This window comes from Actinomycetota bacterium, assembly GCA_040905475.1.
Classification (GTDB): domain Bacteria; phylum Actinomycetota; class AC-67; order AC-67; family AC-67; genus DATFGK01.
This window is the reverse complement of sequence record JBBDRM010000104.1, coordinates 1-24,625: the sequence shown is the minus strand read 5'-3', so window position 1 is coordinate 24,625 and position 24,625 is coordinate 1. Positions and strand designations below refer to the sequence as shown.

Here is a 24,625-nt window from a genome sequence, read left to right as displayed (position 1 = left end):
GACGGCGGCCGAGCGCGAGACCCTTCTCGCTCGCCGCGCCGAGATCCGCGAGCGAGGCGGCGCGCTGGCGGCGCAGCACGATGCACGCGAAGCCGAGCGCGTCGAGATCGACGAGAAGCGCTCGCTCCTGGAGCACACCGAGGCGTCGTGCCCGCTCTGCGGCCAGGAGCTGACCGCCGCCCATCGCAAACAAGTGAAGGCCGGATTCGCCGCGAAACTCAAGGAGCTCGTCGAAGCCGCGGCCGCCGCCGGCAAGGAGCAGAAAGCTCTCGAGTCCGAGCTCAGGAGGATCGAGAAGCAGGACGCTGCGCTGCGCACCGCACTCCAGCGTCGCGAGATGCTCGCCGGACAGGCGGCGAAACTCGGCCAGCAGCTGGAGCAGCTCGGCACGGCAAGGTCCAAGATCGAGACCGATCGGACGACTGCGGCCGAGATCTCCCGACGGCTTCGCTCGGACGACTACGCGGCGGGGGAGCGCGAGAAGCTGGCGCGCGTCCGCGAGGAGCTCGGGCGCGTCGGTTTCGACCCCGACGCTTACGCGACCTTGAAGGACCTGGTGCGCGCCGCACGGGACGCCGAGCGTGCGATCGCGGCCGCCCGGCGCGCGGAGATGACCTTGAACGCCACCCGCAAGGAGGCCCTGGCGGCCGAGAAGCGCGCCGTCCGTGCACGGAAAGCTCACACCCAGGCCGAGAAGGATCTCGCAGCGATGGGGGAGCGGCTGGTCGAGCTGCCTGCGCTCCTCGAACAGCTGACGGCGGCCGAGCGCGTGAGAGCCGACGCCCAACAGCGCTACGAGGAGGCGGGCCGGACACTCGGCGCGACCGCTCACGGGCTTGAAGCCCTCGACGCCAAGGAGGCCGAGGCGGCCAAAACGCGCGCGGCCCTCGCCGCCAGCAAGCGGACCGCCGGACTGTACGACAAGCTCGGGAAGGCGTTCGGGCGAGACGGGATCCCCGCGCGGATCATCGGGAACGCCATCCCGGACCTGCGCATCGAGGCCAACCGGTTGCTTGGGCTACTCACGGACGGCCAGCTCAGCGTCTCGATCGACCCGGTCCGGGAGACCAAGTCCCGCAGCATGAAGGAGACCCTCGAGGTCACGGTCTTCGACGCGCTCGGCGGTAAGCGACCATACGAGATGTACTCCGGCGGCGAGCGGCTCCGAATCGATTTCGCCCTTCGCGTGGCGCTCTCCCGGCTCCTGGCGAACCGAGCCGGCGCCCGGCTCGAAACGCTGGTGGTGGATGAGGGGTTCGGCACCCAGGACGCCGAGGGTCGTAGCAGGCTCCTCGAGGCGATCCTGAAGGTCCGCACCGAGTTCCGAACAGTGCTGGTCATCACCCATATCGACGAGCTGAAGGAGCACTTCCCGGTGCGGATCGAGGTCAGGAAGGACCCCGAGCGGGGCTCTCTGGTCACCGTGGTCTGACCTGGGAATACCCGAGCCCACACGGGCGTTGCGGCGACTCCCGGGCTGGGGTATAAAGCGCGGGCCTCGACCGAATGAGAGGAGCAAGGGGTGCGGGACGAGGAAGAAGAGTCCGTAGGCGAGACGAGTCTCGAAGAGCTGCTCGCCCGCCGGACGGAGGACAAGGCCGCCGAGGAGGAGGAGGAGTCTCTCCTTGATCTCCAGCGCGGCGATGAGCGCTCCGAGACTCTCCCGATCAAGGTCCTGCCGCAGCAAACCAACGAATTCACCTGCAGGAACTGCTTCCTGGTGAAACACAAGAGCCAGCTCTCGGACAAGAAGAAGATGATCTGCCGGGACTGCGCGTCCTAGCCATCCCCCGTGAAACCCGACGCCTGGCGCCTGCGTACGCGCCTCGCAGCAGCAGTCCTATCCGGTGGCTTGCTGTTCTGTGCGTTCCCGCCCGTCGACATCGGATGGTTCGCGTTCGGTGCCTTGATCCCATTGCTTCTCGCGCTGCGGGGCGCGCCAGGAAGGTCCGGCTTCCTGGTCGGGTTCGTCTTCGGGCTGGCGTTCTTCGGGCCGCTGATCTGGTGGATCTCCTTGTTCGGATTCCTCGCGTGGGGCGCGCTCGTGGCGTTGCAGGCGACGGCCACGGGCTTATTCGGCTGGTTCGCTGCGTGGTCGTCTCGATCGCCGGCCGGCAGGCTCCTCGGAGTGCCGCTGATGTTTACGGCGGCCGAGATCCTCAGGACGGCCGTTCCGTTCGGCGGCTACGCGTGGGGTGGCCTCGGCTACACGCAATACCAGGATGGTCTGCTGCTGCCGCTGGCCCGGATCGGTGGCGTACACCTGGTCACGCTCGCGTTCGTCGTCATCGGAGCGCTTCTCGCACAGGTGGTTTCGTCCGGGCGGATATGGCGGCGCGCGTTGGCGCTCGTCCTTGCCGGCGGCGCCGCGATCGGCCCACTGTGGTTGCCGCTCGGTCTCGCCGGATCGTCACGGGGCACACTCGACGTCGCGCTGGTCCAGGGCAACGTTCCCGAAGGCTCGTTCTCCGGTTTCGCCGACCGGGTCGGCCGGAGCGGGCCCGAGGACTTCGCCATCATCGACAACCACATCCGCGCAACGGAGCCCCTCGCAACCGACCCGCCCGACCTCGTGGTGTGGCCCGAGAACTCTATCGACCGCGACCCATTCACCAATCCCGCGATCGGGCTGCGGCTCGAGGAACTGATCCGCAGCGTCGGCGCGCCGTTCATCGCCGGCGCGATCCTCGACGGCAAGGACGGCAAGGGATTCCGCAACGTGAACATCCTTTATTCGTCCTCGGGCCAGGCGGAAGCCACCTACGACAAGATCCACCTCGTCCCGTTCGGTGAATACGTGCCCTTGCCGGCATTGCGGCGATACGTCTCGGCGCTCGAGCAGATCCCCGAGGACGGGATCCCGGGAGCGGCGCCGGTCGTGTTCGACATCGACGGAGCGAGGATCGGAACGGTGATCTGTTTCGAGTCGACGTATCCTCGTCTCGTCCGAGAGTTCGTCGAGGACGGCGCCGAGGTCATCGTGGTGACGACGAACAACGCGTCGTTCCGCCGCAGCCCTGCCGCGCGCCAGCATGTTCAGATGAGCGCGATGCGTGCCGTGGAAGAGGGGCGATGGGTGTTGCACGCGGCGATCTCGGGGATCACAGCGGTCATCGCGCCCGACGGGCGGATCGTCGAACGCACCGGCGTGTTCGAAGAGTCCGTGGTGCGTCGCGAGGTCCAGCGAACCGGCGCCCGTACCGTCTACGGCCGGTTCGGCGAGCCGATCGAGCTCGGGCTGGGGGGTCTCGGGGGAGTGGCAGTCATCGTCGTGTCCGCTCGTAAGGTGGGCGCCCGGCGCAGCCGCCGATACGAGAAGGTCGAGGTCGAGCTCTGGGGTGCAGAGGACGCGCTCCATCGCTACGTCGACCCCGTCCAGGTCAAGGAGGTCCCGGGGGTCCGCCCGCCAGACCCGACCTCGCCGCCGCCGTCGACCACCGACCCCGCGGACGAAGCGTGAGAGCGCTCGTGATCCTCCCGACCTACAACGAGGCGGGCACGATCGCCGCGGTGATCGAAAAGACGCTCGCGTCGACCCCCGAAGTCGACATCCTCGTCGTCGACGACGCATCACCCGACGGCACCGGCGAGATCGCCGATCGGATCGCGATGGGGGAGTCGCGCGTCCGTGTGATGCATCGTTCCGCGAAAGGAGGTCTCGGGCCGGCGTATCTCGCGGGGTTCCGTGACGGACTCGACCGGGGATACGACGCGCTGCTCGAGATGGACTCGGACCTCTCGCACGATCCCGCGGACGTCGCCCGTCTCGTCGCGGGCGCGACGAACGCCGATCTCGTGATCGGTTCGCGATACGTCCCGGGCGGCAGCACCGTGAACTGGAGCCGGTTCCGCCGGATCCTCTCACGCGCCGGAACCTTGTACGCCAAAGGGATGCTGGGGTTGCCGCTCAGCGATGCGACGAGCGGGTTCCGCTGCTATCGGCGCGCGGTCCTCGAGTCGATCCCCCTCCACGCGATCGGGTCGGAGGGCTATGCGTTCCAGATCGAGATGGCGTGGCGGACGTGGACGCTCGGCTTCCGGACGGTCGAGATCCCCATCGTGTTCACCGAGCGCCGACAGGGCGCGTCCAAGATGTCGCGGCGGATCGTGTTCGAAGCGTTGTGGCGTGTCTTCGGGTGGGCGGTCCGACGCACCCGACCCCCGAAACACCCGCACGAGCGCAGCGTCGTTCGTGATCGATAGGCGTCGACCAAGACGACCGTGCTTCCGGTTCACTTCGTGCCGCAGTGTGAGTACAATCCGGGCAGGTCTGGGGGGATGGCCTGGGGGGTAAGGAGTAGCGCATGAGTCTCGGCGGGAGCCGTTCTTCATCGCTCAGCCTTTACTACCAGCTCGTCGAGCTTCAACGGAAAGTCCCTCAGGAACGGGTCCGTCCGAAGAGCGTTCTCGGTGACCCAGAGGCCGGGCTTCGCATCCAGCTCCTGCGCGCCGGCGCCGCTTGGCTGATCGGCTGGGCCTCGCTGATGGTCCTCATGAGCTGGGTCCGGTAGAGCGGCCCACGAACAAGCCGTCATGAGCCCGGCCCCGGCCCCTTTCGTCTAACGCCCATAATCCTCCTTACGTTAACTTGATAGATCACGGCAGGTCGGGGGCCCGACCAGGACGAGCGCTCCCCGCTCGTCCCGCTCGTAGACTGCTCGCCATGGGCAGGCTCGGCCGTCTGGCTCCGTTCCTCGGGGACGCTTCTGGGGCCGTGGCCGACCTCGGCGTCCTGGTACCGATCGCTACGGCGCTGATCTTGACCAATGGATTGGACGCAGGGACGGTGCTGGTCGGAGCCGGCGCCCTGTACATCGCTGCTGGCCTCTATCTCCGTGTCCCCGTGCCCGTTCAACCGATCAAGGCAGCGGCCGCTATCGCGATCGCCCGGGATCTTCCCCCGGCGACCATCGCCGCAGCCGGCGTCGTGCTCGGTCTGATCCTGCTGGGGCTGTCGGCGACCGGCGCTGCCCGATGGCTGGCTCGCGTCTTCACGACGCCGATCGTGAGGGGTCTGCAGCTCGGCGTAGGCCTCCTTCTCATCGCGAGCGCCCTTCGGTTGCCCCAACGGCCGGTGCCGACGACGACCTGGACGGTGGCGGCCGTGTGCCTCGTGCTGCTGGTGGTCGCTGCGCGCAGGCGGAACTGGCCCATGGCCCTCGCGATCGTCGCCGGCGGCATCGCCTGGTCTCTCGCTACCAGCCCGCACGCGATCGCTCTACGGCCGGAGCTCTGGCGGCCGAGCATCCTCGGCGACGCATTCCGCCCGGCGGTCCTGTGGTCGGCGTTCACCGTGCTCGTCATCCCACAGATCCCGCTTACGTTCGGCAACGCCGTCGTAGCGCTCACGGATCTCGAGCATCGGTTCTTCGGTGCCCGTGCCCGCCGGGTTACGCCTGCCCGCGTCGGACTGTCGTGCGGGCTCGCGAACGTGGTCGCCGGCAGCCTCGGAGGGATGCCCATGTGCCACGGATCGGGAGGCCTGAGCGCCCATTATCGGGCCGGCGCACGGTCGTACCGCATGAACCTTCTCATCGGGGTGCCGCTATTGATCCTGGGCCTGGGGTTCGGCGCGACGGCCTTCTCGCTGCTCGCTCTCATCCCCGTGGCCGTGCTCGTAGGGTTGCTCGCGTTCACCGGGGTGATGCATGCGCTCCTCGTCCTGGATCTCCGGCGCTACGAGCTCGGCGTGGCCGTCGCGATGGGTGTCGTCGGTTTGTGGACGTCCAACCTCGCCATCGCGCTGGCTGTCGGCGTGGGCCTCGTCTGGCTCCCCTCTCTGCTGGGCCGATCGCGCGGGCACGTAGATGCGTCGCGCCGGCCGGTACAGTGAGCGAGTAATGGCCGTTCGCATCGAGAAGCTCGACACGACCACCGTCGTCACGATCGACCGCCCCGAAGCGATGAACGCGGTCGACGCGGCGACGGCGCAGGGCCTTGAGGGCGCGGTGCGCGCGTTCGACGCGGACGAGACGGCGCGCGTGCTCGTCCTAACCGGCGCCGGCGGGAAGTCGTTCTGCGCGGGCGCCGACCTGAAGGCGCTCGACCTCATGGGCCGTCCGGGCTCGGCGGAGTCGGGCCCGATGGGGATCTCGCGGCTGGAGGTCTCGAAGCCCACGATCGCCGCGATCGGCGGCTACTGCTACGCCGGCGGCCTCGAGCTCGCGTGCTGGTGCGACTTCCGCGTCGCCGACGACACGTCGACGTTCGGGGTGCTGAACAGGCGGTGGGGCGTTCCGCTCATCGACGGCGGGACGCAGCGGCTGCCGCGCATCGTCGGGCTCGGCAATGCCCTCTACCTGATCGAGACGGGCGCGAAGATCGACGTCGGCACGGCGCTGCGGATCGGGCTCGTGCAGGAGATCGTTCCCGCCGGGACCCATCTCGAGCGCGCGCTGGAGCTGGCGACGCACCTCGCGGCCTACCCGCAGGCGTCCCTCGTCGCCGACCGCGCATCCGCCCTCGCAGCCGACGGGATCGACGCGGAAGCCAAGCGTGGTGAGGCGACGCTGGCGGACCTCGATATGGTCGCCGGGCTCGAGCGGTTTCGTACCGGCGACCGCCCCGCTCCCCCATCGGGACGGTCTTCGCCATGATGTTCCGGCTGCTCATCCCCTTGCTGGTGATCTTCTTGATCGGGCTGTGGGTGCGCACGATCATCGACATCATCAAGGGTCAGGACTACCGCTTCCGCGCCGGAAACCAGATCGTGTGGCTGCTCGTGGTGATCCTGCTCCCGATCGTCGGCGTACCGCTCTACTGGATCATGGGCGCGCCCGAGCGGGGCTGACCCGGCTCAGCTCTTCAGCTCGATCCAGATCGCGTTCGCGACCGCGTAAGGCTCACCGCTCTGATCGAAGACGGCGCTCTTCGCGTAGAGCTTGCGGCCCTCGCGACCGGTCGCCCATGACGCGGTGATGTACCGCTCACCGGCGATGGCCGGACGGAACACTGAAGCCGAGAGCCGCCCGAGCAGGCCGATCCCCGCGTCCGGGTATGCGTAATGCGTGGACCATCCCGTCGGGCAGTCGAGTGCCGCCCAGACGATCTCGGGAAAAACGACCCCGTTCTCGTCCGCGTCTATCGGGTCCGGCGTCCACGGCGCGGCCGCGATCCCGCCCGGCAATTCGCCGGGGAAGACGCGCAGTCCATCGCCGGGCTCACGTTCGGGCCCGCAGACGAAACACATCGGGAATGCGTGGTTGTGGAAGCCTTCGAACGCGGCCGCTGCGCGCTCGGCGTCGGCGAGCGAGATCGCACCCGGGATCGCGATGTCGACATCCGCCGCGCGGGCTTCGATCACGGCCTCGCCGCTGTGGACGGCGACCAGCGTCCCGTCGGAGCGTTGCTCGACTTCCATCGGGGTGTCGAGGGGCGGCGGCTTCCTGAGCATCACCTCGGACGGGCCCGGCATCAATGCGCCGAGCAGGCCGCAGGAGTAACCCCCGTTCCCGGACTCGGGCGGCCCGCGGAAGCGCCGGTCGATGACGATGCGGACGGACACGACGCTAGATGGAGGGCTTCTCGGCCGGGCCGGCCTGGTCCGCCGCGTGCTCCGGCTCAACCGCCTTCGGGTACCAGCGCGGGACGAGGTTCCGTGCGGCGCGGGCCTCGTCGGGCCGGCTGATCGGGGTCGTGTGCGGCGCCGTCTTCAACGTCTCGAGATCGGTGTCGATCTCGCGATCGATGGCGATGAACGCTTCGGCGAACGCGTCGAGGGTCTCGACGGCCTCGGTCTCGGTGGGCTCGACCATCATGGCCTCGTCGACGATCAGCGGGAAGTACACGGTGGGCGCATGGAAGCCGTAGTCGAGCACGCGCTTCGCGACGTCCATCGCCTTCGCACCGCGGGCCTTCTGCTTGCGGGCGCTCAGCACGAACTCGTGCATCGGCTGCGCCGGAAAGGCGAGATCGTAGGTTCCGCGCAGACGGTGCGCGAGGTAGTTCGCGTTGAGCACGGCGCGCTCGGCAACGTGACGCAGACCGTCGGACCCCAGCGTCCGGGCATACGACGAGGCACGGACCAGGATCCCGAAGTTCCCCCAGAAGGTGTGCATCCTCCCGATCGAGCGCTGGTCGATGGCGCCCCACCGGTAGCTCCGCGTTGCGTCGTCGTAGACGGGGCGCGGGCCCGGCAGGAATGGGACGAGCCGCTCGGAGACGGCCACCGGCCCGGCGCCTGGCCCTCCTCCGCCGTGCGGCGTGGCGAAGGTCTTGTGCAGGTTCATGTGGACGATGTCGAAGCCCATGTCGCCGGGCCGCGTCCGGCCGAGGATCGCGTTCAGGTTCGCCCCGTCGTAGTAGAGGAGCCCGCCGACCGAATGGATCGCGGCGGCGATGCGCTCGATGTTCTCCTCGAAGAGGCCGAGCGTGTTCGGGTTCGTGATCATGAACCCGGCGACGTCGTCGCCCACCATCCGCTCGAGCGCGTCGACGTCGACGAGCCCGCGCGAGTCGGACGGGACCTCCTGGGTCTCGTAGCCCGCCAGCGTGACCGAGGCGGGGTTGGTGCCGTGCGCCGAGTCGGGGATGATCACGCGCCGGCGATTCTGCCCGTTGTACTCGTGGAACGCGCGCATCAGCAGCAAGCCGGTGAGCTCGCCGTGGGCGCCGGCAGCAGGCTGGAACGTCACCCCCGACATCCCCGTGATCGCGCAGAGCGCGTGCTCGAGCTCGACGAGGAGCTGAAGCGCGCCTTGCGTCTGCGATTCGGGCTGAAGCGGGTGAATGCGCCGGAACCCGGCCATGGCCGCCGCGTCCTCCGCGAGCTTGGGGTTGTACTTCATCGAGCACGAGCCGAGTGGGTAGAAGCCGGTGTCGATGCCCCAGTTCCGCTGCGAAAGGCGCGTGTAATGGCGGACGAGCTCGTTCTCGGAGACCTCGGGAAGCAGGGGCGCGGCTCGACGCCGCATCGCCTCGGGGATGGCGTCGGCCCGCGCCGACGGGACGTCGAGCGCGGGCATCCGGCCGGCGCGGCGCCCCGGGCGTGACCGCTCGAAGACCACCTGCTCCTCCGCGAGCGCGAGCCTTGGCGGCGACGGTCGGGCGGTCACGCCTCCTCCTTGCAGGCTCGGGCGACGGCTTCGGCGAGACCGTCGATCTCCTCGCGAGTGCGCCGCTCGGTCACGGCGACCAGCAGCGCGTCGTCCAGGTCGCGCCCCGGAAGGTACCGAGTGAGCGGCACGCCGGCGAGGTAGCCGTCGGCGGCGGCACGCTCGCACACACGCACCGGATCGGCGGGGAGACGAACGGCGAACTCCTTGAAGATCGGCGCGTCGAATGCGGGTCGCGCGCCGGCGACTTCGATCAAGCGATCACGGCAGTACCGAGCCTTGGCGAGGCACGTATCGCCGAGCTCCTTCAACCCTTGTGGCCCCAGCCAGGCGAGCGCGACCGACGTGCCGAGGGCGTTCAACGTCTGGTTGGTGCAGATGTTCGACGTCGCCTTCTCGCGGCGGATGTGCTGCTCGCGAGCCTGCAGCGTGAGCACGAACGAGCGGCGACCCTCGCGGTCCACGGTCTCCCCCACGAGGCGTCCCGGGAGGCGGCGCGCGTCCTCGCGGCGGCAGGCGATCACACCGACGTACGGTCCGCCGAAGTTGAGGTGATTGCCGAACGGCTGCCCTTCGGCTACGACGATGTCGGCCCCGAGCGCACCGGGAGCCTCGAGCACGCCGGCCGACGTGAGGTCGAAGTGGACGATGAGCTTGGCGCCCCGTTCGTGCGCGATCTCGGCGAGCGTCGAGACGTCCTCGAGGCCGCCGAGGAAGCTCGGGTGCTGAACCGCGATCGCCGCCGCGCCGTCGGCGAGCCGCCTGGTCGCGTCGAGGTCCGCGCTTCCGCCGCTCCCCCACCCCGCCTCCCGTATCTCGAGGCCGGGCCCGCGGGCGGCCGTGCGAAGCACGTCGACGTAGAGCGGGTTGACGCAGCCGGCGAGCACCACGGCTTTACGTCCGGTGGCGCTCGTGGCCATGTGGACCGCCTCGCCGAGCGCGCTCCCCCCGTCGTACAGAGAGGCGTTGGAGATCTCGAGTCCGGTCAGCTCGGAGATCATCGTCTGGTATTCGAAGAGCGCCTGGAGCACGCCTTGCGAGACCTCCGGTTGGTACGGCGTGTACGAGGTCGCGAACTCGCCCCGACCGAGCAGCGGCCAGACCATCGATGGGACGTGGTGGTCGTACGCTCCCCCGCCGAGGAAGCAGACCAGCTCGTCGGCCGAGCGGTTCCGCGCGGCGAGCACGCCGAGCTCGCGCAGGACCTCGATCTCGGTGTGGCCCTCGGGCATGTCCAGCGCCTGCTCGTAGCGCAACGAGGGCGGGATCATGGTGAACAGGTCGTCGACGGACGCCAGGCCGAGCACATCGAGCATGGCGCGGACGTCGGCGTCTGTATGCGGCGCGAATTCCAGGAAGGACCCCCTAGGCTTCGGCGCATTCTACCGACCGAAAGCTCGAGGGCTCTGTTTCGGCTATCTGCTCAAGGAACCCCGGCCTTCGAGGCCGTATTTCGCGAGGAGCTGCACGTAGTCGCGCTGGTAGAAGATCTTGACGTTGACGTCAGGGTAGAGCTCGCGCAACCGTCGCACTTTGCGGTTCTTCCGCGTCACGAGCTTCTGGCTCATCGTCGTGACCTCGATGTACATGTCGAAGTCCGGGAGATAGAAATCCGGAGTGAAGCGCTTGGTGACGTTGCCTTCCTCGTCCCATTCGACGTCGAACGAGCGCGGCTCGTACTCCCAGACGATCTCGTAGAAGTCGAGCAGGCGAGCGTATTGGCGCTCGCTGATGTGCGCGAAGTCGGTGCGGTCGCTCGGAAGGTCGTCGGGCGACGGCTGCCGCGGGCTAGACGCCGCGAGCTTTGCGGACGCCCGTCTCTTCCGCCGTTTCCCGTCGGACGTTGAGGTCGGCAACGCTCCCCTGCAGCTCCTCGTAGACCTTGCCGACGGCGATGCCGAAAACCCCCTGGCCGCGCCCCAGCAGATCGATCACCTCGTCTTTGGACTTACAAGCGTAGATGGAACTCCCGTCCGAGATGATCGTGACCTCCTCCAGGGGCTGCTTCAGCTCGGTGCGGAGGTAGTCGACGGCGCGTCTCGTCTGCTGGAGGCTGACGCCGGCGTTGAGCAGATTTTTGATGATCTTGAGATGGACGATGTCCGTGAAGCCGTACATCCGCTGGCTCCCGGACCCGACGGCCGGCTTGATGCTCGGCTCGACGAGCTTGGTGCGAGCCCAGTAGTCGAGCTGGCGGTAGGTGATCCCGACGATCTTGCAGACCTGAGGTCCGCGAAAGCCCTCTTCCACCACCGTTGCAGCCATGGCACCCGGCTCCCTGACAAGGGGGTAATTACGCGGATGCAAGACTATGGTGGAGCTGATTCCTCTGTCAATGATTTCTCGAGGGTAGCGGAACCTTCGATGTCGAGTCGAGGGTTTGCTGTGTGTGTTCCTGCTGGTCAGCCGCCCGCGAAGTCGTCCGGGTTCACTTGATCGAGGAACTCGCGGAACTTCTCGACCTCTTGCTCCTCGTCGTCGCGGATCAGGATCGAGGCTTCGTTCAGGACTTCCTCGCTGCCGTAGATGGGCACATTCGTCCGAACGGCCAGCGCGATGGCGTCGCTCGGCCTGCTCGATACCTCTATCCGGGACCCGTTGTGCTCTAGCTCGATGGTCGCGTAGAAGGTCGAGTCCTTGAGTTCAGTGATGACGATCTTGTCGACCCGAACGTTGAGCTGCTCGATGACGTTCTTGAGCAGGTCGTGCGTCATAGGCCGGGGGGTCACGATCCCTTGCAGGGCGAACGCGATGGCGGTGGCCTCGACGGCGCCGATCCAGATCGGGAGGAAGCGCTCCCCCTCGCGCTCTCGGAGGAGCACGATCGGCTGGTTGGTCGGCAGCTCGACCCGGACGCCGACCAGCTGAAGTTCGATCACGTCGTCAAGCCTCCTCGGCGGCGTCCTGGCCGTACAGACTACGACAGCCACCCTATCGGTGAAAGCGCGTCCGGGCCCGGGTCCTGCAGGCTTACACGTACGGCGAGACGATGCGATCCGGATCGGTGTCGAGGGCCTCGAGGTCGCGGACGCCGATGATCGAGCGAAGGTTGCGGTACCGGCCGTTGTGGTCGAGGCCGTAGCCGATCACGAACTCGTCGGGGATGTCGAAGCCTTTGTAGCGGATCGGCACCTCGATGATGCGCCGCACGCTCTTGTCGAGCAGGGCGCACACCTCGAGCGAGCGCGGCTTTCGTGCGCGCAGGTTCGTGAGCAGGTACGTGACGGTGAGGCCGGTGTCGATGATGTCTTCCACCAGGATGACGTCTTGCCCCTCGATCGCCTCAGAGAGGTCCTTCAAGATCCGCACCACCCCGGAGCGGCCGCCGTCTCCATACGATGAGATCGCCATGAAGTCCACGCGCACCGGCAGGTCGATGCTCCGGACGAGGTCGGCCAGGAAGAGCACCGATCCCTTGAGAACCGCGATCAGGATCGGCGAGCGGCCGGCGTGATCGCGCGTGATCTCAGCGCCCATCTCGGCGACGCGTTTCTGGATCTGGTCCGGCTCCAGAACGAGCCCGACGGGGCTCGATGCACCTTCTGCCAACTAGCGATCCCCCGACAGGTACGCGCGCAGGTTCTGCCGCAGGAAGGCGTGGCGAAGTTTCCTCGAAAGACGCGTCAGCTCCGACAGCGACTGTGTCGCTTGCTTGCGGGTCTCGGGGCTGCGGTTGCGGAACGACGGAAGCACGACCTGCTCGAACAGGGCGGCTTCGCGCTCGGCGAACTGGCGGAACATCTTTAGATGTCGCGCCTCGACCCCGAACTGCAGGAAGTCGCGAGCGATCCGGCCGACGAGCAGGTCGTCCTGGTCGTAGTAGGTGCCGCCGTTCATCGTGTGCCGACAGATCACCCCGAACGACTGGAGCGACTGCACCTCGTTCAGCTCGAGGCCGGTTGCGGCGGCGAGGTCGCTCTCCGATAGGTGGAGCGCCGTTGCCGGTTCGGCGATGTCCTCATCGGCCTCGACCTCCGGACGGGGGGGCTTCGTGACCGGCTGGACCTCGGCGGCCACCGCGGCCGAGGGGTCCGCCATCCCGCCGTTCCCGCCGGTGGGGAGGCCGGCGTCGTAGGCGGCCAGGCGCTCGCGGATGACCTTGAGCGGCAGGTAGGAGTCGCGCTGGAGGGACAGGATGAATCGCAGCCGGTCCATGTCCTTCTGGTAGAACTTGCGATATCCGGAGGGGGTCCGCTCAGGGTCGATCAGTCCCTCCGTTTCCAGGAACCGGATCTTCGAGATCGTGATCTCGGGGAAGTCCGGCTTGAGGCCCCCGAGGACCTCCCCGATGCTCATGTACGGCCGGCCGGTCTTCACACGCCCGCCTTGGAAGCCGCGTAGAACATGAGCTTGTATTTCCCGATCTGAAGCTCGTCCCCCGAGGACAGTTCGGCAACGTCCACTCGCTCGCGGTTCACGTAGGTGCCGTTGAGGCTGCCCACGTCCTTCACGAGGAACCTCGCTCCTTCGCGCAGGACCTCGGCGTGACGACGGGATACGGTGATGTCGTCCAGGAAGATGTCGCTCGAGGGGTGTCGCCCCGCGGCGGTGAGATCCTTGTCGAGCAGGAAGGTGCTCCCTGCATTGTCGCCGCGCTTCACGACCAGCACGCCCTGGTCGGCCTCCAGCTCGTCGAGCGAGACGGCAACCTCCTCCGATTCGGCGTCGGGCTCCTCGGCGGAGCCCACGTGTAGCGTGAGGGTCGTATCGTCGGTGGCTGCGGCGAGCGGCGCACCGCAACGGCCGCAAAAATTCGCGCCGTCCGGGTTGCCGTGTCCACATCTCGTGCAATACATCGCGCGTCCCCCCTGAGAGCCCTGACCTTATAGCACAGGGTGAGGACACCCAAAAAGTTGGAGCCGGGAAGCGTGAAGCCGGGGTGGAGACTCGCGACGGCGAAACGCGTCTGGTCTAAGAAGATGCCTGTTCGGAGGCGATGAATTCCTGGTATTGCGTCGCCGAAAGGAGGCCGTCGAGCCCGGCGGGGGTCTTCGACTCGATAAGGACCATCCAGCCTTCGCCGTACGGATCCTGGTTCACGAGGTCGGGCGACTCCTCGAGGCGCGCGTTGCGCTCCTTGATCGTGCCCGTGACCGGAGCGTAGATGTCCGAGACGGATTTCGTCGACTCGACCTCACCGAACGGTTGACCCGCGGCCACTTCGGTGCCCGGGCCCGGCAAGTCGACGTAGACGATGTCGCCCAGCGCGTCCTGCGCGTAATGGGTGATCCCGACCCGGACGACGCCGTTCTCTTTCTTCGCCCACTCGTGCTCTTTCGTGTAGCTCAGACCCTCGGGATACATGCTCACCTCCGTGGAGCGCGTAGCGTAGGGAAAGGAAGGTCGCGGACGCAAGGCGGACGGACTGCCGGCACGACGCCGCTTTCTAGACGAGCCCGGCGCGGACCATCGCCACGTACCGTTCGAGCCAGCCTTCCGCCGCGTCCGACGTGGCGCCCTCGGCCCATACGTGGGTGATGGGGTCCTCCGGGTCGGGAAGGACGAGCGCCCAATCCTGGCCGTGGAAGACCTTCAAGCCTTCGATGTCCTCGGTCCGGTCGCCCCGGGCCGCAGTCGCGACGTGGCGCATGACCGTGCCCTTCTTCTCCCAAGGGGTAACGACCGTGGCATGACGGATGTGTGTGTTCGGGATCCCCTCGAGCCGCTCGATGAGCGAACCGTCGGACGTGGCGAGGATCTCGAGGAACCGGCAGAAGGAAGCCAGGGCGTCGAAGGCCGGGGTGAAGTCCGGGAAAACATAGGCGCCGTCCAAGCCTCCGGCGAAGATGGCCTGCTCGTCGGCGGCGGCCGCGGTCAGCGCACTCGCTGCATGGGGCGTCCGACGGACCGTGCAGCCGTGCTTGGCGGCGATCTTCTCCGCGACCGCCGGCGCCGAGACCGGTAGCACGACGACGCCGGGGCCACGGCGCTCGCACACCAGATCCAGCAGGAAGAGGAGAGCGCGCTCGGTCGGAACCTCGATGCCGCCTTCCAGCACGAGCTGGATCCGCTCCCCCAGCGTGTCGAAAAGCGCCCCGAACCGCGCTCGCGACGCCCGCACGAGCGAGGCAAGGTCGTCGAGCCGGTAGCGACGCTCTTCGTCGGACATCGTCGTGCGGTTCTCGTCGACGTAGGAGTTGACGGTGAGGATGTCGGTTCCCAGCCTGCCGAGGATGCCGGGAAGCACGAGCGCCGTCGGCCCGAACGCGCAATCGACCACGGCCTTGACGTTCGCGCGGCGGATCGCTTCCACGTCGAGCGTGGAGAGCAGGCCGGCCTGATAGAACTCGAGCGCTCGCGGCGGGAAGCGCAGCTCGCCGATCTCGTCGGGGAAGGCGCGGCGAGCGTCCTCGCGAAAATAGACCCGTTCGATGGCTCGCTCGGCTCCCTCGTCGATGTCGGCGCCCGAGGAGTCGAAGAACCGTATCTCGATCGACTGGGCGTCGCCGGGAACCGTCTCGACGGAGACGCCACCGGTCGCGCGTGCGGTGCGAAGGTTGAAACGCGCCACGGGAACGGGCGCGACCTCGAGGTCGTGCACGTGGATCCCGGATCCGTTCAACCCGGCGATGAAGGCGCGCTTGATAGTCCTTGCCGCACGCGATTGATCCCGGCAGGTGACCACGGTCGAGCCCCGTTTCAGGGTCGCGGCGTACGCCCCGCCGAGACGAACGGCGAGATCGGGTGTGATGTCGATGTTGATCAGGCCCGAGACCCCGCGGTGGCCGAACAGCGTCCGCGTGCCGCGCGACTCCCAGATGATGCTCCGGCCGATGACGGCGCCGGCTTCGACGGACTTGAACGGGTACACCTTGACGTTTGGCTGGAGCACGGCGTTCTCGCCGACGAACCCCTCGTCGCCGAGCACGACTCCTTCCTCCAGGCGCGCACCGCGCCGTACGTCTGCGTTGCGCCCGAGGACACAGCCGCGGAGGTTGACCCCTTCGCCGACGTAGGCGTTGTCGTGGATGATCGCGCGGTGCAGGAATGCGCCGGACTTCACCACGCTGTTGTTGCCGATCACGGTGAACTCCCGGATGTGCGCGCCGGCCTCGACCTTGGCGTGCTGTCCGAGCACGACGGGCCCGTCGATCTTCGCGTCGGGGTCGACGATCGCGCCGTCGTCGATCCAGACGCCGTCGGCGATCTCGAAGCCGGCGATCTCTGTGTCGACGCGGCGCTCCAGCACGTCCTTGTGCGCGCGCATGTACGTCTCGATCGTTCCGACGTCGCACCAGTACCCGTCGGCGACGTAGCCGTAGATCGGCGCGCCCTGCTCGAGCAGTATCGGGAAGAGGTCCTTGGAGAAATCGAACTGCGTGTCGGCAGGGATGTGCTTGAAGATCTCCGGCTCCAGAACATAGATGCCGGTGTTCACCGTGTCGCTGAACACCTGCCCCCAGCCGGGCTTCTCGAGGAACCGCTCGATGCGGCCTTGCTCGTCGGCGATAACGATGCCGTAGTCGAGCGGGTTGGGCTGGCGCGAGAGCACGACGGTCGCCAGCGCGCCCTTCTCACGATGGAACGCGGCGACCTTCTCGAGGTCGATGTCGGTGAGCGCGTCGCCCGAGATCACGAGGAAGGTGTCGTCGAGCGCGCCTTCCGCGTTCTTCACGCTGCCGGCCGTCCCGAGCGGCGTCTCTTCGGTCGCATAGGCGAGCGATACACCGAGGTCCTCGCCGTCGCCGAAGTACGTGCGCACGAGGCTCGCGAGGAACTGGACCGTGACGATCACGTCGGTCAATCCGTGCTTCTTCAGCAGAAGGACGATGTGCTCCATGAGCGGACGATTGACCATCGGAACCATCGGTTTCGGCTGGTTCGAGGTCAGCGGCCGCAGCCGCGTTCCCTCGCCGCCGGCCATGATGACGGCTTTCATCGGCCCATTCTGGGGAGTGGTCATGCAGGGAGGATTCTACCCAGCGCTTGCGGTGGCCCGTCCGGCGCGAAGCGAGGCAAGCGCGGATCGGCCGTATTCGACCGCCGCCATATAGGAGAACAGCACGCCCGGCACGTAACAGAGCCAGGCGAGGACCTGCATCCACTCCATCGGCGGATCGGTGATCGCGGCGCCGAGCCAGAACCCGAACGCGAACATGGTGCCGAACGAACCGGCCTTCCCATTCCACGTGACGGCCGGTCGCGGCACGCCTTTCGCGGTGAGGATCGGGATCATCGCGAGCAGCAAACCGTCCCGCGCGAGTACCACGACCACGGTCCAGATCGGCGCGAGCTCGAGCATGATGATGACGGTCGCCCCCGCCGCGACCGCGAGCCGGTCGAACAACGGGTCGATCGCGATGCCGATCTTCGACACTTGGTTGTAGCGTCGGGCGAGCTTGCCGTCGACCCAGTCGGTCGAGAAGCAAAAGAACCCGACGACGAACGCTGCCGCGATGTTCTCGGGCCCGAGCGCGAGCCACAAGAAGACGGGGATCAGCAACAGGCGAGCGAACGTGACGAGGTTGGGGGCGGTGAGGATCGCGTCGGATGGGTTCTCGGGCGAGCCCAGGGGCGCGCTCGGATCGATCTGGTCGCTCACGATCGCGATGCTATCAGCGTGTAGCCTTTTTCCAGGAGGTGGTAGCGATGGCGGACGATCATTACGACGCGACGGTGAACCGGGGCGACCTGAACATGCGGTCCTTCAAGGACGAGCTGAACGATCGGTGGAAGGACGGGTGGAAGGTCGCGCAGGTCTTTATGCAGGGGGGAAACACGATCGTGATCTGGGAGCGCCGCACCGGCTGAGGCATATGCCTGGTCGGCCGGCGGTTTCATGGCTGGATCGCCAGGGGTTCGGAGCGCCAACGGACTCGCTACGCCTTCCCCGCGACCGCGTGGGTCGTCTTGGGCTGCATCACCCTGAGACCACCGCGACCAACGTTACGGTCGTCAAGATCTGCACACTCTGCGGCTTCTGGACTCCTGATGTCACCTCCCTAGTATCGGGGTTCGGCCGGCAATCAAGGGCGCCAAGGTAACTTGCGGCTTCTCTCAGAACAAGGTAACTTGTCATGAGCACACCCGAGCCGTTGATCGCACCGACCGCCCGGAAGCACGGGATCGACGACGACATGTTGCACGCACATCGGAACGCCACCGACGCGTGGGACCTCGAAGATGGGTTGGTCATGCTCGTCGGGCCAGATCGTGCCGGCGCGTCGATCGAGATCGGGCTGGTACGCGCTCGCGACGGAACGTCCGTGATCGTTCATGCAATGAAGGCCCGGCCCAAGTATCTGAGGTGATTCGTACGCCGCGCAGTGTGATGGAGATCATCGAGCAGGCAGAGGACCTCGCGCGCCAGTTCGAGAGTTTCGAACCGGATCCCTCGGATCGAGCGCGCGCTAGATCTCTAGCCGCCGTGCATCGCGCCGCCCTCGCCCGTGCGAAGGCGGAGGCGACGCTCTTTAGGGCGGTGACGAACGCCAGAGCCAACGGCCACTCTTGGAGTGCGATCGGGACCGTTATCGGTACATCAGGCGAGGCGGCTCGGCAGAAGTACGGCAGCGCGCAGGATCGGCAACGGAAATAATGCAGTCGGGACGGGGAGATTTGAACTCCCGACCTCTTGACCCCCAGTCAAGCGCGCTAACCAAGCTGCGCCACGTCCCGTAGGGCGCATCCTAGCGCTTGCGTTTGTCTCCCGAGCGCCCGCTTTGGACCCTGACGACTACCCGCATCGACGTTCCTTCGAATCCGAATCGCTCGCGAAGCCGCCGCTCTAACCCCCTGACTGCCTGCGGCGAGATCTTCCCGGACGCGAAAAGCACGATCTCGGGCGGCTTCGTCCGGGCCTGCGTCACGTACTTGAGCCTGACCGGGCGCTCCCCGCCGCCGAGCGGGATCCTGCCGGCGACCTCTCGCAGCCAGGAGTTGAGCTGCGCCGTCGGAACCCGTTTCTCCCACGCGGCTCTCGCCTCCCGGACGACGGGGAGGAGCTTCCCGACGCCCCGACCGGTCAACGCCGAGGTGCGGACCAGCGGCGCCCAGGACACGAAATGGAGCAGCTCCTCGACCTCACGCTCGAGCCACTTCTGCTTCTCCTCCTCCACCAGGTCCCACTTGTTCAGGACCACGACCGCCGCCCGGCCGGCGTCGGCGACCCGCTGCGCGATCTTCTGGTCCTGCTCGGTCGGTCCTTCGGCAGCGTCGATCATGATCACCGCGACATCGGCATCGTCGATCGCTCTTAGGCTGCGCACGAGCCCGTAGTACTCGGGCCCGCTCGCGTGCTTGACCTTTCGGCGGATGCCGGCCGTGTCGACGAACCGGAAGGGCGTCCCGTCGACCTCGACGACCGTGTCCACCGCGTCGCGCGTCGTCCCCGGCGCATCGTCGACGATCGAGCGCTCGTCGCTCACGAGCCGGTTGAACAAGGAGGACTTGCCGACGTTCGGCCGTCCCACCAGTGCCACGTTGATCGCCTCGTTCTCGTTTTCCGGCGCCTCGCCGGGGTCTATCCCGCGGACGTGCTCGGCGATCACGTCGAGCAAGTCTCCCGAGCCGCGTCCGTGGAGGGCGCTCACGGGAAACGCCGGACCGAGTCCTAGTCGCTCGAGCGCATGCGTCTCCCGTTCGGCAGGAGCGTCGTCGACCTTATTGGCCGCCACGATCACCGGTACCGACCCGCGCTTGAGCGAGCGGGCGACGGCGAGGTCGTCGGCCGTGGCGCCGGTCGTCGCGTCCACCACGAAGACGATGAGGTCGGCGGCCTTGGCCGCGCGTTCCGCCTGCGCGACGACTTTCGCTGAGAGCCCGCGCGCCCGCGGTTCCCACCCGCCGGTGTCGACGACGGTGAACGAAGTGCCGTCCCAGTCGACCGGGTAGCCGCGCGGGTCGCGCGTCACCCCGGGCTCGGGATGCTCGATGGCCTCGCGCCTGCCGACCATCCGGTTGACCAGCGTCGACTTCCCGACGTTGGCCCGGCCCACGATCGCGACGAGCGGCGGTCCCTTGCGCCGTTCAACGGGCCGGTCAACGACGTCGGCGGCCACGGCTCGCCTCCTTAGCCAAGGCGACGACCTCGGCCACCACGTTCGCGGCGGTCCGCCCGGTCGAGTCGATCACATGGGCGTCGCGGGCGCGGGTGAGCGGCGAAGCCGCCCGCGTCGAGTCGCGGCGGTCGCGGCGGATCTGATCCTCCTTCAAGCTTCCCTTGGTCATCCGAACTCCGGCCTTGGACAGCTCGCGGTGGCGGCGGTCGGCCCGCTCGGCGACCGATGCCGTCAAGTAGACCTTCACATCGGCTGCTGGGGCCACCACCGTCCCGATGTCGCGGCCTTCCGCCACGAACCCACCGCGCCCCATGATGTCCCGCTGCCGGTCGACGAGCACTTTCCGGACCCCGGGATGGGCGGCAACCTCCGACACGGAGCGGTTCACCTCGGGCGAGCGGATGGCCCTGCTCGGGCGCCGTCCATCGACCAGAAGACCCTGCTTGTCGTGCTCGAACCTGGTTTTTCGAGCCAGAGCCGCCAACGCCCGCCCGCTGGACGGATCGATCCCCTCGCGGAGCGCTTTCAGGGTGAGCGCGCGGTACATCGCGCCGGTATCCAGTCGGTCGAGGCCGAGCGAGCGAGCGACTCCTTTCGCGACCGTGGTCTTCCCGCTGCCTGCCGGCCCGTCGATGGCGACGACGATCGGGCGGCGCTTACGCGCCGAACCGCTGTTCCTCACTCCCGTTCTCCTTCGGACCACGAGGCTCAGCGTTATAGCAGGTCTTCGACCGCAGAGAGGAACCCGGGATATGAGATCGCGACCGACTCCCACCCCGAGACCTGGGTCGGCCCCTCGGCCCCAAGCCCGGCGATCGCCAGGGCCATCGCTATCCGGTGGTCGCCGGCCGCTTCCACCGCGGCCCCCCGCAATCCACCGATGCCTCGAACCACGAGACCATCGGGGGTCGTGTCGATCTGGGCTCCCATGGCACGAAGCCCGGACGCCATCGTGGCGATGCGGTCGCTCTCCTTCACCCGGAGCTCGGCCGCGTCCGCCAGGACGGTTTCCCCCTCCGCGTACGCACCGAGCACCGCGACCAAGGGAAGCTCATCCACGGTCCGGACGATGTCGGCTCCGCCGATCGAGACCGGCCGACGGTCCCCCGCCCGTACCGTCACGGTCCCCCGCGGCTCGCCGCAGACCTCACGGACCTCCGAAGTTTCGACCCGCGCGCCGAACCGTTCGAGCACCTCAAGGATTCCGGTACGGGTCGGATTCAAGCCGACGTCGTGCACCGTCACTTCCGAGCCCGGCAGGATCGCGGCTCCTACCAGGAGGAACGCTGCACTCGACAGATCACCAGGGACACTCAGCGACGAAGCGTTTTGGATATTTGTCGACTTAACGACTACTCGATTCGGGGATCTCACGATGGATACCCCTAGGTATTCGAGCATTCGTTCACTGTGATCGCGCGAGGCCCCCGGCTCCTCGATCGCCGTCTCCCCCGACGCCTGCATCCCCGCGAGCATCAGACAGGTCTTGATCTGAGCGCTCGCGACCGGCGATCGGTGCTCGATGCCGTCCAGATCCCCGCCCCGGACACGAAGGGGCAGGTAGCGGCCATCCTCTCCCCCGTCGATCCCCGCCCCCATCGCACGGAGCGGTTCGACCACGCGAAGCATGGGTCGTCGCTTTAGCGATTTATCGCCGTCGAGACTTGTCTCGAAAGGCCGGCCGGCAACGACCCCGATCAGCGATCGCGCCGTCGTCCCGGAATTACCGCAGTTGAGGACGTCGGAGGGCGGCTGTAGACCGCTCCAGCCTCGACCTTCGACCAGTATCTCCCAGTCAGAGCCTCTAGTTGAGAGTTGAGGAGCCTCTACTGGAGATTGAGAGTTACTAATTATCTGGACCCCGAGCGAGGCGAGCACCGACCGGGTTGCTCCGACGTCGAGTGAGTCCGACAGACCCTCGATGCGGCACTTCCCTTCCCCGACCGCGGAGATGAGCAAGGCTCGGTGGCTGATCGACTTGTCTCCAGGCACACGGAGCTCGCCGGAGAGTCGTCCGGCCGGCTCAATGACTTGTCCATTGGTCATCTTGTCGATAAGTCGCGGTGTCTATTCACCGCCTGATCGATGAATGCCTTGGAGGCTGATAGATCGTCATGGCGATCGATTCCTTCATCTCTTTATCGATATATCGATGAACCGCTTCATAGAGATAGCGATGAAGCATTCTGACGACATTTTGTATCGCGCTCCCGTGCAGACCAGCACCGGTCTATGAGTCGATAAGTGGATGTATCAGTGAGTAGTTTCATAGCTTTATCGATGTAGTCCTCAAGAGACTCATCGCTCTGTCGCTTCATAGCGACGTCAATCTAACGTCGTATCCCTTCGAAGACAGAGCACTTTGTACCTGATGCGCTTCGTCAACGCCCGAGATGATGAGACGCAGGGTCCCCCTCCCCCCCTCCTCGGCGTGCGTGATCTGGAGATCCTCGATGTTGACGCCGAGATTGCCGACCGTAGTCGTGACTTCGGACAGGACGCCGGGGCGATCCGGAACGGGGATGAGAACCTCCACCGACTCCCCTCCAGCCCTTCTACCAGGCAGTTCACGCCTCGAGGCTCGGGCGGTTAGGAGCCGCTTCCGAAGGTCGTCGCGCTTCCCGGCCTCGATCAGATCGCCGAGCTCGTCGATCCGCCGGGCGAACTCGCGGAGCACGCCGGCGATCGCCACGGCGTTCTCGGCGCAGATGTCGAGCCAGATGTCCGGGTTGCTCGCTGCGACCCTCGTGATATCCCGGAAACCGCCCGCTGCCAGCGACAATAGGCCGCCGTGCTCCTTCCCGCGCTCTGCCGCGAGGTTCATCAATGCGGCTGCGGTGAGGTGCGGCAGGTGGCTGATCACGGCCAGGAGGTCATCGTGTTGCGACGGATCCAGCGCCATGACCTGAGCGCCGAGGCGGGCGAGGAGTGAATGCAGGGCCCGGTAGGCGCCTGCGTCGACCCGCTCGGTCGGTGTCAGGATCCACCAGCACCCTTCGAAGAGGGCCGGGTCGGCGGCGCCGATGCCCTCCTCCTCGGTCCCGGCCATGGGGTGTCCGCCGATGAAAGTCGCACCCTCGATCTCAAGGTCCTCGACCTCGAGCACGACTCGAGACTTGGTACTGCCAACATCTGTCAGGACGACGCCGTCCTTCAGCCCGGCGCGAGCCTGCTGGATGACCGATGGGATCTTCCCAACCGGCGTGGCCACGAACACGAAGTCCGCGCCGCGCACCGCATCCTCAGGCGAATCGGAGGCGCGATGCGCCGCTCCCCGAGCGACGGCTTTCGAACGGACGTCTGGATCGAGGTCGTAGGCGATGACCTCCTCGACATCGGAGAGCTTGCGGAGCGCGAGGCCGAGTGAGCCGCCGATCAGCCCCGTCCCAAGCAGAGCGACGCGCACGGGACTACTGGGGAAGGTCCGTCCGGAGGGGGACGGCCCCTTCCAAGTAGACGTGACGGAGCGTGGCCGGTTCCTTCTCTGTGTAGAGGTGCATCAGCACGCGGATGCACCGGCCGACCGCGCCCTCAACGTCCAGCTCGCGAGCGCAGAGAAGCGGTATATCGCTGATCCCGATCTCGCGGGCGGCGGCTGCCGGGAACTCTGAACGGATGTCGTCCGTGGCGGTGAAGACGATGCTTATCAAGTCCGACTTGGACACGGCGTTCCGCTCGAGCATCGTCTTGATCAGGTGGGCGGTTCGCTCGATGACCTGGTCACGCGCATCGGTATCGAGCGTGATCGCTCCCCGGAGGGCTCGGACGCGTTCGGCCATGGCGAGCAGAACTATAAAGGGCTGCCGGCTAGAGGCCTACGAGCTTATGCAGCTCCCCTACTTCTTGCGGCGTCAACCGGCGGGTGCGCCCGACCTTGAGTTCCTTCAGGCTGAGCGGTCCGAACCGGGTGCGGACGAGATTGAGCACCGGGAACCCGACCGCTTCCAGCATGCGCCGGACCTCGCGCTTGCGACCCTCGGTCAGAACGAGCTCGACCTGGGTCCGGCTGCCGGCGCCTCGGACGATCTTGGCCGACTTCGCGCGGGCCGGGCCGTCTTCGAGTCGGACCCCCGTGGTGAGCCGTCGGATCGCGGCCGGTGGGACCAACCCTTTGACCTCGGCAAGATAGGTGCGCGGGATCTCGTACCGCGGGTGCGAGAGACGGTGGGTCAGTTCCCCGTCGTCGGTCATCAGAAGCAGTCCCTGGGTATCCGCGTCGAGCCGGCCGACCGGATACAGGCGACGATCGGATCGGACCAGGTCGATCACGGTCTGCCGGCCTTGGGGATCGGTGACGGTGGTGACGACGCCGGTCGGCTTGTTGAGCAACACGTACTCATGATCGGTCTTGATGTGGACGCGTTGCCCGTCCACCTCGATCTGAGAGGTTTCGGGGTCGACGCGCATCCCGAGGGTCGTCGCGGGACGACCATCGACCCAAACCCGTCCGGCGAGCATCAACTGCTCCGCGGCACGACGAGACGCGACCCCGGCATGGGCCAGAACCTTTTGAAGCCGCTCCCCTTCTTGAGGAACCGAAGGCTCCGGCTCTCGCGGCGGTACCTGCCGTGG

The 24,625-nt window shown here is 67.1% G+C and carries 28 protein-coding genes and 1 tRNA gene; 10 read left to right on the top strand and 19 right to left on the bottom strand.

Annotation, left to right across the window (positions count from 1 at the left end; genetic code table 11):
- The 8 genes from WEB06_12470 to WEB06_12435 form a co-directional block, all read left to right on the top strand.
- A partial coding sequence (locus WEB06_12470; GenBank protein ID MEX2556428.1) for a hypothetical protein occupies positions 1-1,432 on the top strand: 1,432 nt, incomplete at its 5' end.
- A 90-nt stretch (positions 1,433-1,522) separates the two neighbouring features.
- Complete coding sequence (locus WEB06_12465) at positions 1,523-1,783, top strand: DUF4193 family protein (GenBank protein MEX2556427.1); 261 nt, start codon at positions 1,523-1,525, stop codon at positions 1,781-1,783.
- A 9-nt stretch (positions 1,784-1,792) separates the two neighbouring features.
- Positions 1,793-3,460: an apolipoprotein N-acyltransferase gene (lnt, locus tag WEB06_12460; protein MEX2556426.1), complete on the top strand. Its 1,668-nt coding sequence runs from the start codon at positions 1,793-1,795 to the stop codon at positions 3,458-3,460.
- On the top strand, positions 3,457-4,203 hold the full coding sequence (locus tag WEB06_12455; protein ID MEX2556425.1) for a polyprenol monophosphomannose synthase: 747 nt from the start codon (positions 3,457-3,459) through the stop codon (positions 4,201-4,203). Before lnt ends, WEB06_12455 begins: the two co-directional genes overlap by 4 nt.
- A 101-nt stretch (positions 4,204-4,304) precedes the next feature.
- A complete protein-coding gene (locus WEB06_12450; protein MEX2556424.1) occupies positions 4,305-4,511 on the top strand; it encodes a hypothetical protein in 207 nt (68 codons plus the stop codon).
- Between the two features lie 152 nt (positions 4,512-4,663).
- Positions 4,664-5,833: a putative sulfate/molybdate transporter gene (locus WEB06_12445; GenBank protein MEX2556423.1), complete on the top strand. Its 1,170-nt coding sequence runs from the start codon at positions 4,664-4,666 to the stop codon at positions 5,831-5,833.
- A 7-nt stretch (positions 5,834-5,840) separates the two neighbouring features.
- A complete protein-coding gene (locus WEB06_12440) occupies positions 5,841-6,596 on the top strand; it encodes an enoyl-CoA hydratase-related protein (GenBank protein MEX2556422.1) in 756 nt (251 codons plus the stop codon).
- On the top strand, positions 6,593-6,790 hold the full coding sequence (locus tag WEB06_12435) for a PLDc N-terminal domain-containing protein (protein MEX2556421.1): 198 nt from the start codon (positions 6,593-6,595) through the stop codon (positions 6,788-6,790). Before WEB06_12440 ends, WEB06_12435 begins: the two co-directional genes overlap by 4 nt.
- A 6-nt stretch (positions 6,791-6,796) precedes the next feature.
- Here WEB06_12435 and WEB06_12430 read toward each other — a convergent pair whose 3' ends face one another.
- From WEB06_12430 to WEB06_12375, 12 genes are all read right to left on the bottom strand, one after another.
- Positions 6,797-7,504 (bottom strand): hypothetical protein, encoded by a 708-nt coding sequence (locus tag WEB06_12430; GenBank protein MEX2556420.1) that lies wholly within the window; start codon positions 7,502-7,504, stop codon positions 6,797-6,799.
- 4 nt (positions 7,505-7,508) lie between these two features.
- Positions 7,509-9,053, bottom strand: coding sequence for an aminomethyl-transferring glycine dehydrogenase subunit GcvPB (gene gcvPB, locus WEB06_12425; protein MEX2556419.1), 1,545 nt, complete (start codon positions 9,051-9,053; stop codon positions 7,509-7,511).
- The gene (gene gcvPA / locus WEB06_12420; GenBank protein ID MEX2556418.1) at positions 9,050-10,408 is read right to left on the bottom strand and encodes an aminomethyl-transferring glycine dehydrogenase subunit GcvPA; all 1,359 of its coding nucleotides are present in this window, start codon (positions 10,406-10,408) and stop codon (positions 9,050-9,052) included. Before gcvPA ends, gcvPB begins: the two co-directional genes overlap by 4 nt.
- Before the next feature lie 60 nt (positions 10,409-10,468).
- The gene (locus WEB06_12415; protein ID MEX2556417.1) at positions 10,469-10,909 is read right to left on the bottom strand and encodes a hypothetical protein; all 441 of its coding nucleotides are present in this window, start codon (positions 10,907-10,909) and stop codon (positions 10,469-10,471) included.
- Positions 10,842-11,318: a MerR family transcriptional regulator gene (locus tag WEB06_12410; protein ID MEX2556416.1), complete on the bottom strand. Its 477-nt coding sequence runs from the start codon at positions 11,316-11,318 to the stop codon at positions 10,842-10,844. Before WEB06_12410 ends, WEB06_12415 begins: the two co-directional genes overlap by 68 nt.
- 137 nt (positions 11,319-11,455) lie before the next feature.
- On the bottom strand, positions 11,456-11,932 hold the full coding sequence (locus WEB06_12405; protein MEX2556415.1) for a bifunctional nuclease family protein: 477 nt from the start codon (positions 11,930-11,932) through the stop codon (positions 11,456-11,458).
- Positions 11,933-12,023: 91 nt separating this feature from the next.
- On the bottom strand, positions 12,024-12,602 hold the full coding sequence (hpt, locus tag WEB06_12400) for a hypoxanthine phosphoribosyltransferase (protein ID MEX2556414.1): 579 nt from the start codon (positions 12,600-12,602) through the stop codon (positions 12,024-12,026).
- On the bottom strand, positions 12,603-13,370 hold the full coding sequence (locus tag WEB06_12395; GenBank protein ID MEX2556413.1) for a MerR family transcriptional regulator: 768 nt from the start codon (positions 13,368-13,370) through the stop codon (positions 12,603-12,605).
- Positions 13,367-13,849 (bottom strand): FHA domain-containing protein, encoded by a 483-nt coding sequence (locus WEB06_12390; GenBank protein ID MEX2556412.1) that lies wholly within the window; start codon positions 13,847-13,849, stop codon positions 13,367-13,369. Before WEB06_12390 ends, WEB06_12395 begins: the two co-directional genes overlap by 4 nt.
- A 115-nt stretch (positions 13,850-13,964) precedes the next feature.
- Entirely contained in the window at positions 13,965-14,357 is a 393-nt protein-coding gene (gene gcvH / locus WEB06_12385; GenBank protein ID MEX2556411.1) for a glycine cleavage system protein GcvH, read from the bottom strand.
- Positions 14,358-14,439: 82 nt separating this feature from the next.
- Positions 14,440-16,932, bottom strand: a complete 2,493-nt coding sequence (locus WEB06_12380; GenBank protein MEX2556410.1) for a sugar phosphate nucleotidyltransferase — start codon at positions 16,930-16,932, stop codon at positions 14,440-14,442.
- Positions 16,933-16,968: 36 nt separating this feature from the next.
- Positions 16,969-17,595: a CDP-alcohol phosphatidyltransferase family protein gene (locus WEB06_12375; GenBank protein ID MEX2556409.1), complete on the bottom strand. Its 627-nt coding sequence runs from the start codon at positions 17,593-17,595 to the stop codon at positions 16,969-16,971.
- A 47-nt stretch (positions 17,596-17,642) separates the two neighbouring features.
- Here WEB06_12375 and WEB06_12370 point away from each other — a divergent pair, with 47 nt between their 5' ends.
- Together WEB06_12370 and WEB06_12365 are read left to right on the top strand one after the other, a co-directional pair.
- Positions 17,643-17,804, top strand: coding sequence for a hypothetical protein (locus WEB06_12370; protein MEX2556408.1), 162 nt, complete (start codon positions 17,643-17,645; stop codon positions 17,802-17,804).
- A 266-nt stretch (positions 17,805-18,070) separates the two neighbouring features.
- The gene (locus WEB06_12365; protein ID MEX2556407.1) at positions 18,071-18,304 is read left to right on the top strand and encodes a hypothetical protein; all 234 of its coding nucleotides are present in this window, start codon (positions 18,071-18,073) and stop codon (positions 18,302-18,304) included.
- Positions 18,305-18,596: 292 nt separating this feature from the next.
- Here WEB06_12365 and WEB06_12360 read toward each other — a convergent pair.
- The 7 genes from WEB06_12360 to WEB06_12330 all read right to left on the bottom strand — a co-directional run.
- Positions 18,597-18,671: transfer RNA gene (locus WEB06_12360), tRNA-Pro, on the bottom strand.
- A gap of 11 nt (positions 18,672-18,682) precedes the next feature.
- Positions 18,683-20,053, bottom strand: a complete 1,371-nt coding sequence (gene der, locus WEB06_12355; protein MEX2556406.1) for a ribosome biogenesis GTPase Der — start codon at positions 20,051-20,053, stop codon at positions 18,683-18,685.
- Positions 20,034-20,735, bottom strand: coding sequence for a (d)CMP kinase (gene cmk / locus WEB06_12350; GenBank protein MEX2556405.1), 702 nt, complete (start codon positions 20,733-20,735; stop codon positions 20,034-20,036). Before cmk ends, der begins: the two co-directional genes overlap by 20 nt.
- Positions 20,736-20,767: 32 nt before the next feature.
- Positions 20,768-22,099 (bottom strand): 3-phosphoshikimate 1-carboxyvinyltransferase, encoded by a 1,332-nt coding sequence (gene aroA / locus WEB06_12345; GenBank protein MEX2556404.1) that lies wholly within the window; start codon positions 22,097-22,099, stop codon positions 20,768-20,770.
- Between the two features lie 268 nt (positions 22,100-22,367).
- Positions 22,368-23,459, bottom strand: coding sequence for a prephenate dehydrogenase (locus WEB06_12340; GenBank protein MEX2556403.1), 1,092 nt, complete (start codon positions 23,457-23,459; stop codon positions 22,368-22,370).
- A 4-nt stretch (positions 23,460-23,463) separates the two neighbouring features.
- A complete protein-coding gene (gene aroH / locus WEB06_12335) occupies positions 23,464-23,832 on the bottom strand; it encodes a chorismate mutase (protein ID MEX2556402.1) in 369 nt (122 codons plus the stop codon).
- 28 nt (positions 23,833-23,860) lie between these two features.
- The coding region (locus WEB06_12330) for a pseudouridine synthase (protein MEX2556401.1) at positions 23,861-24,625 on the bottom strand (765 nt) is incomplete at its 5' end.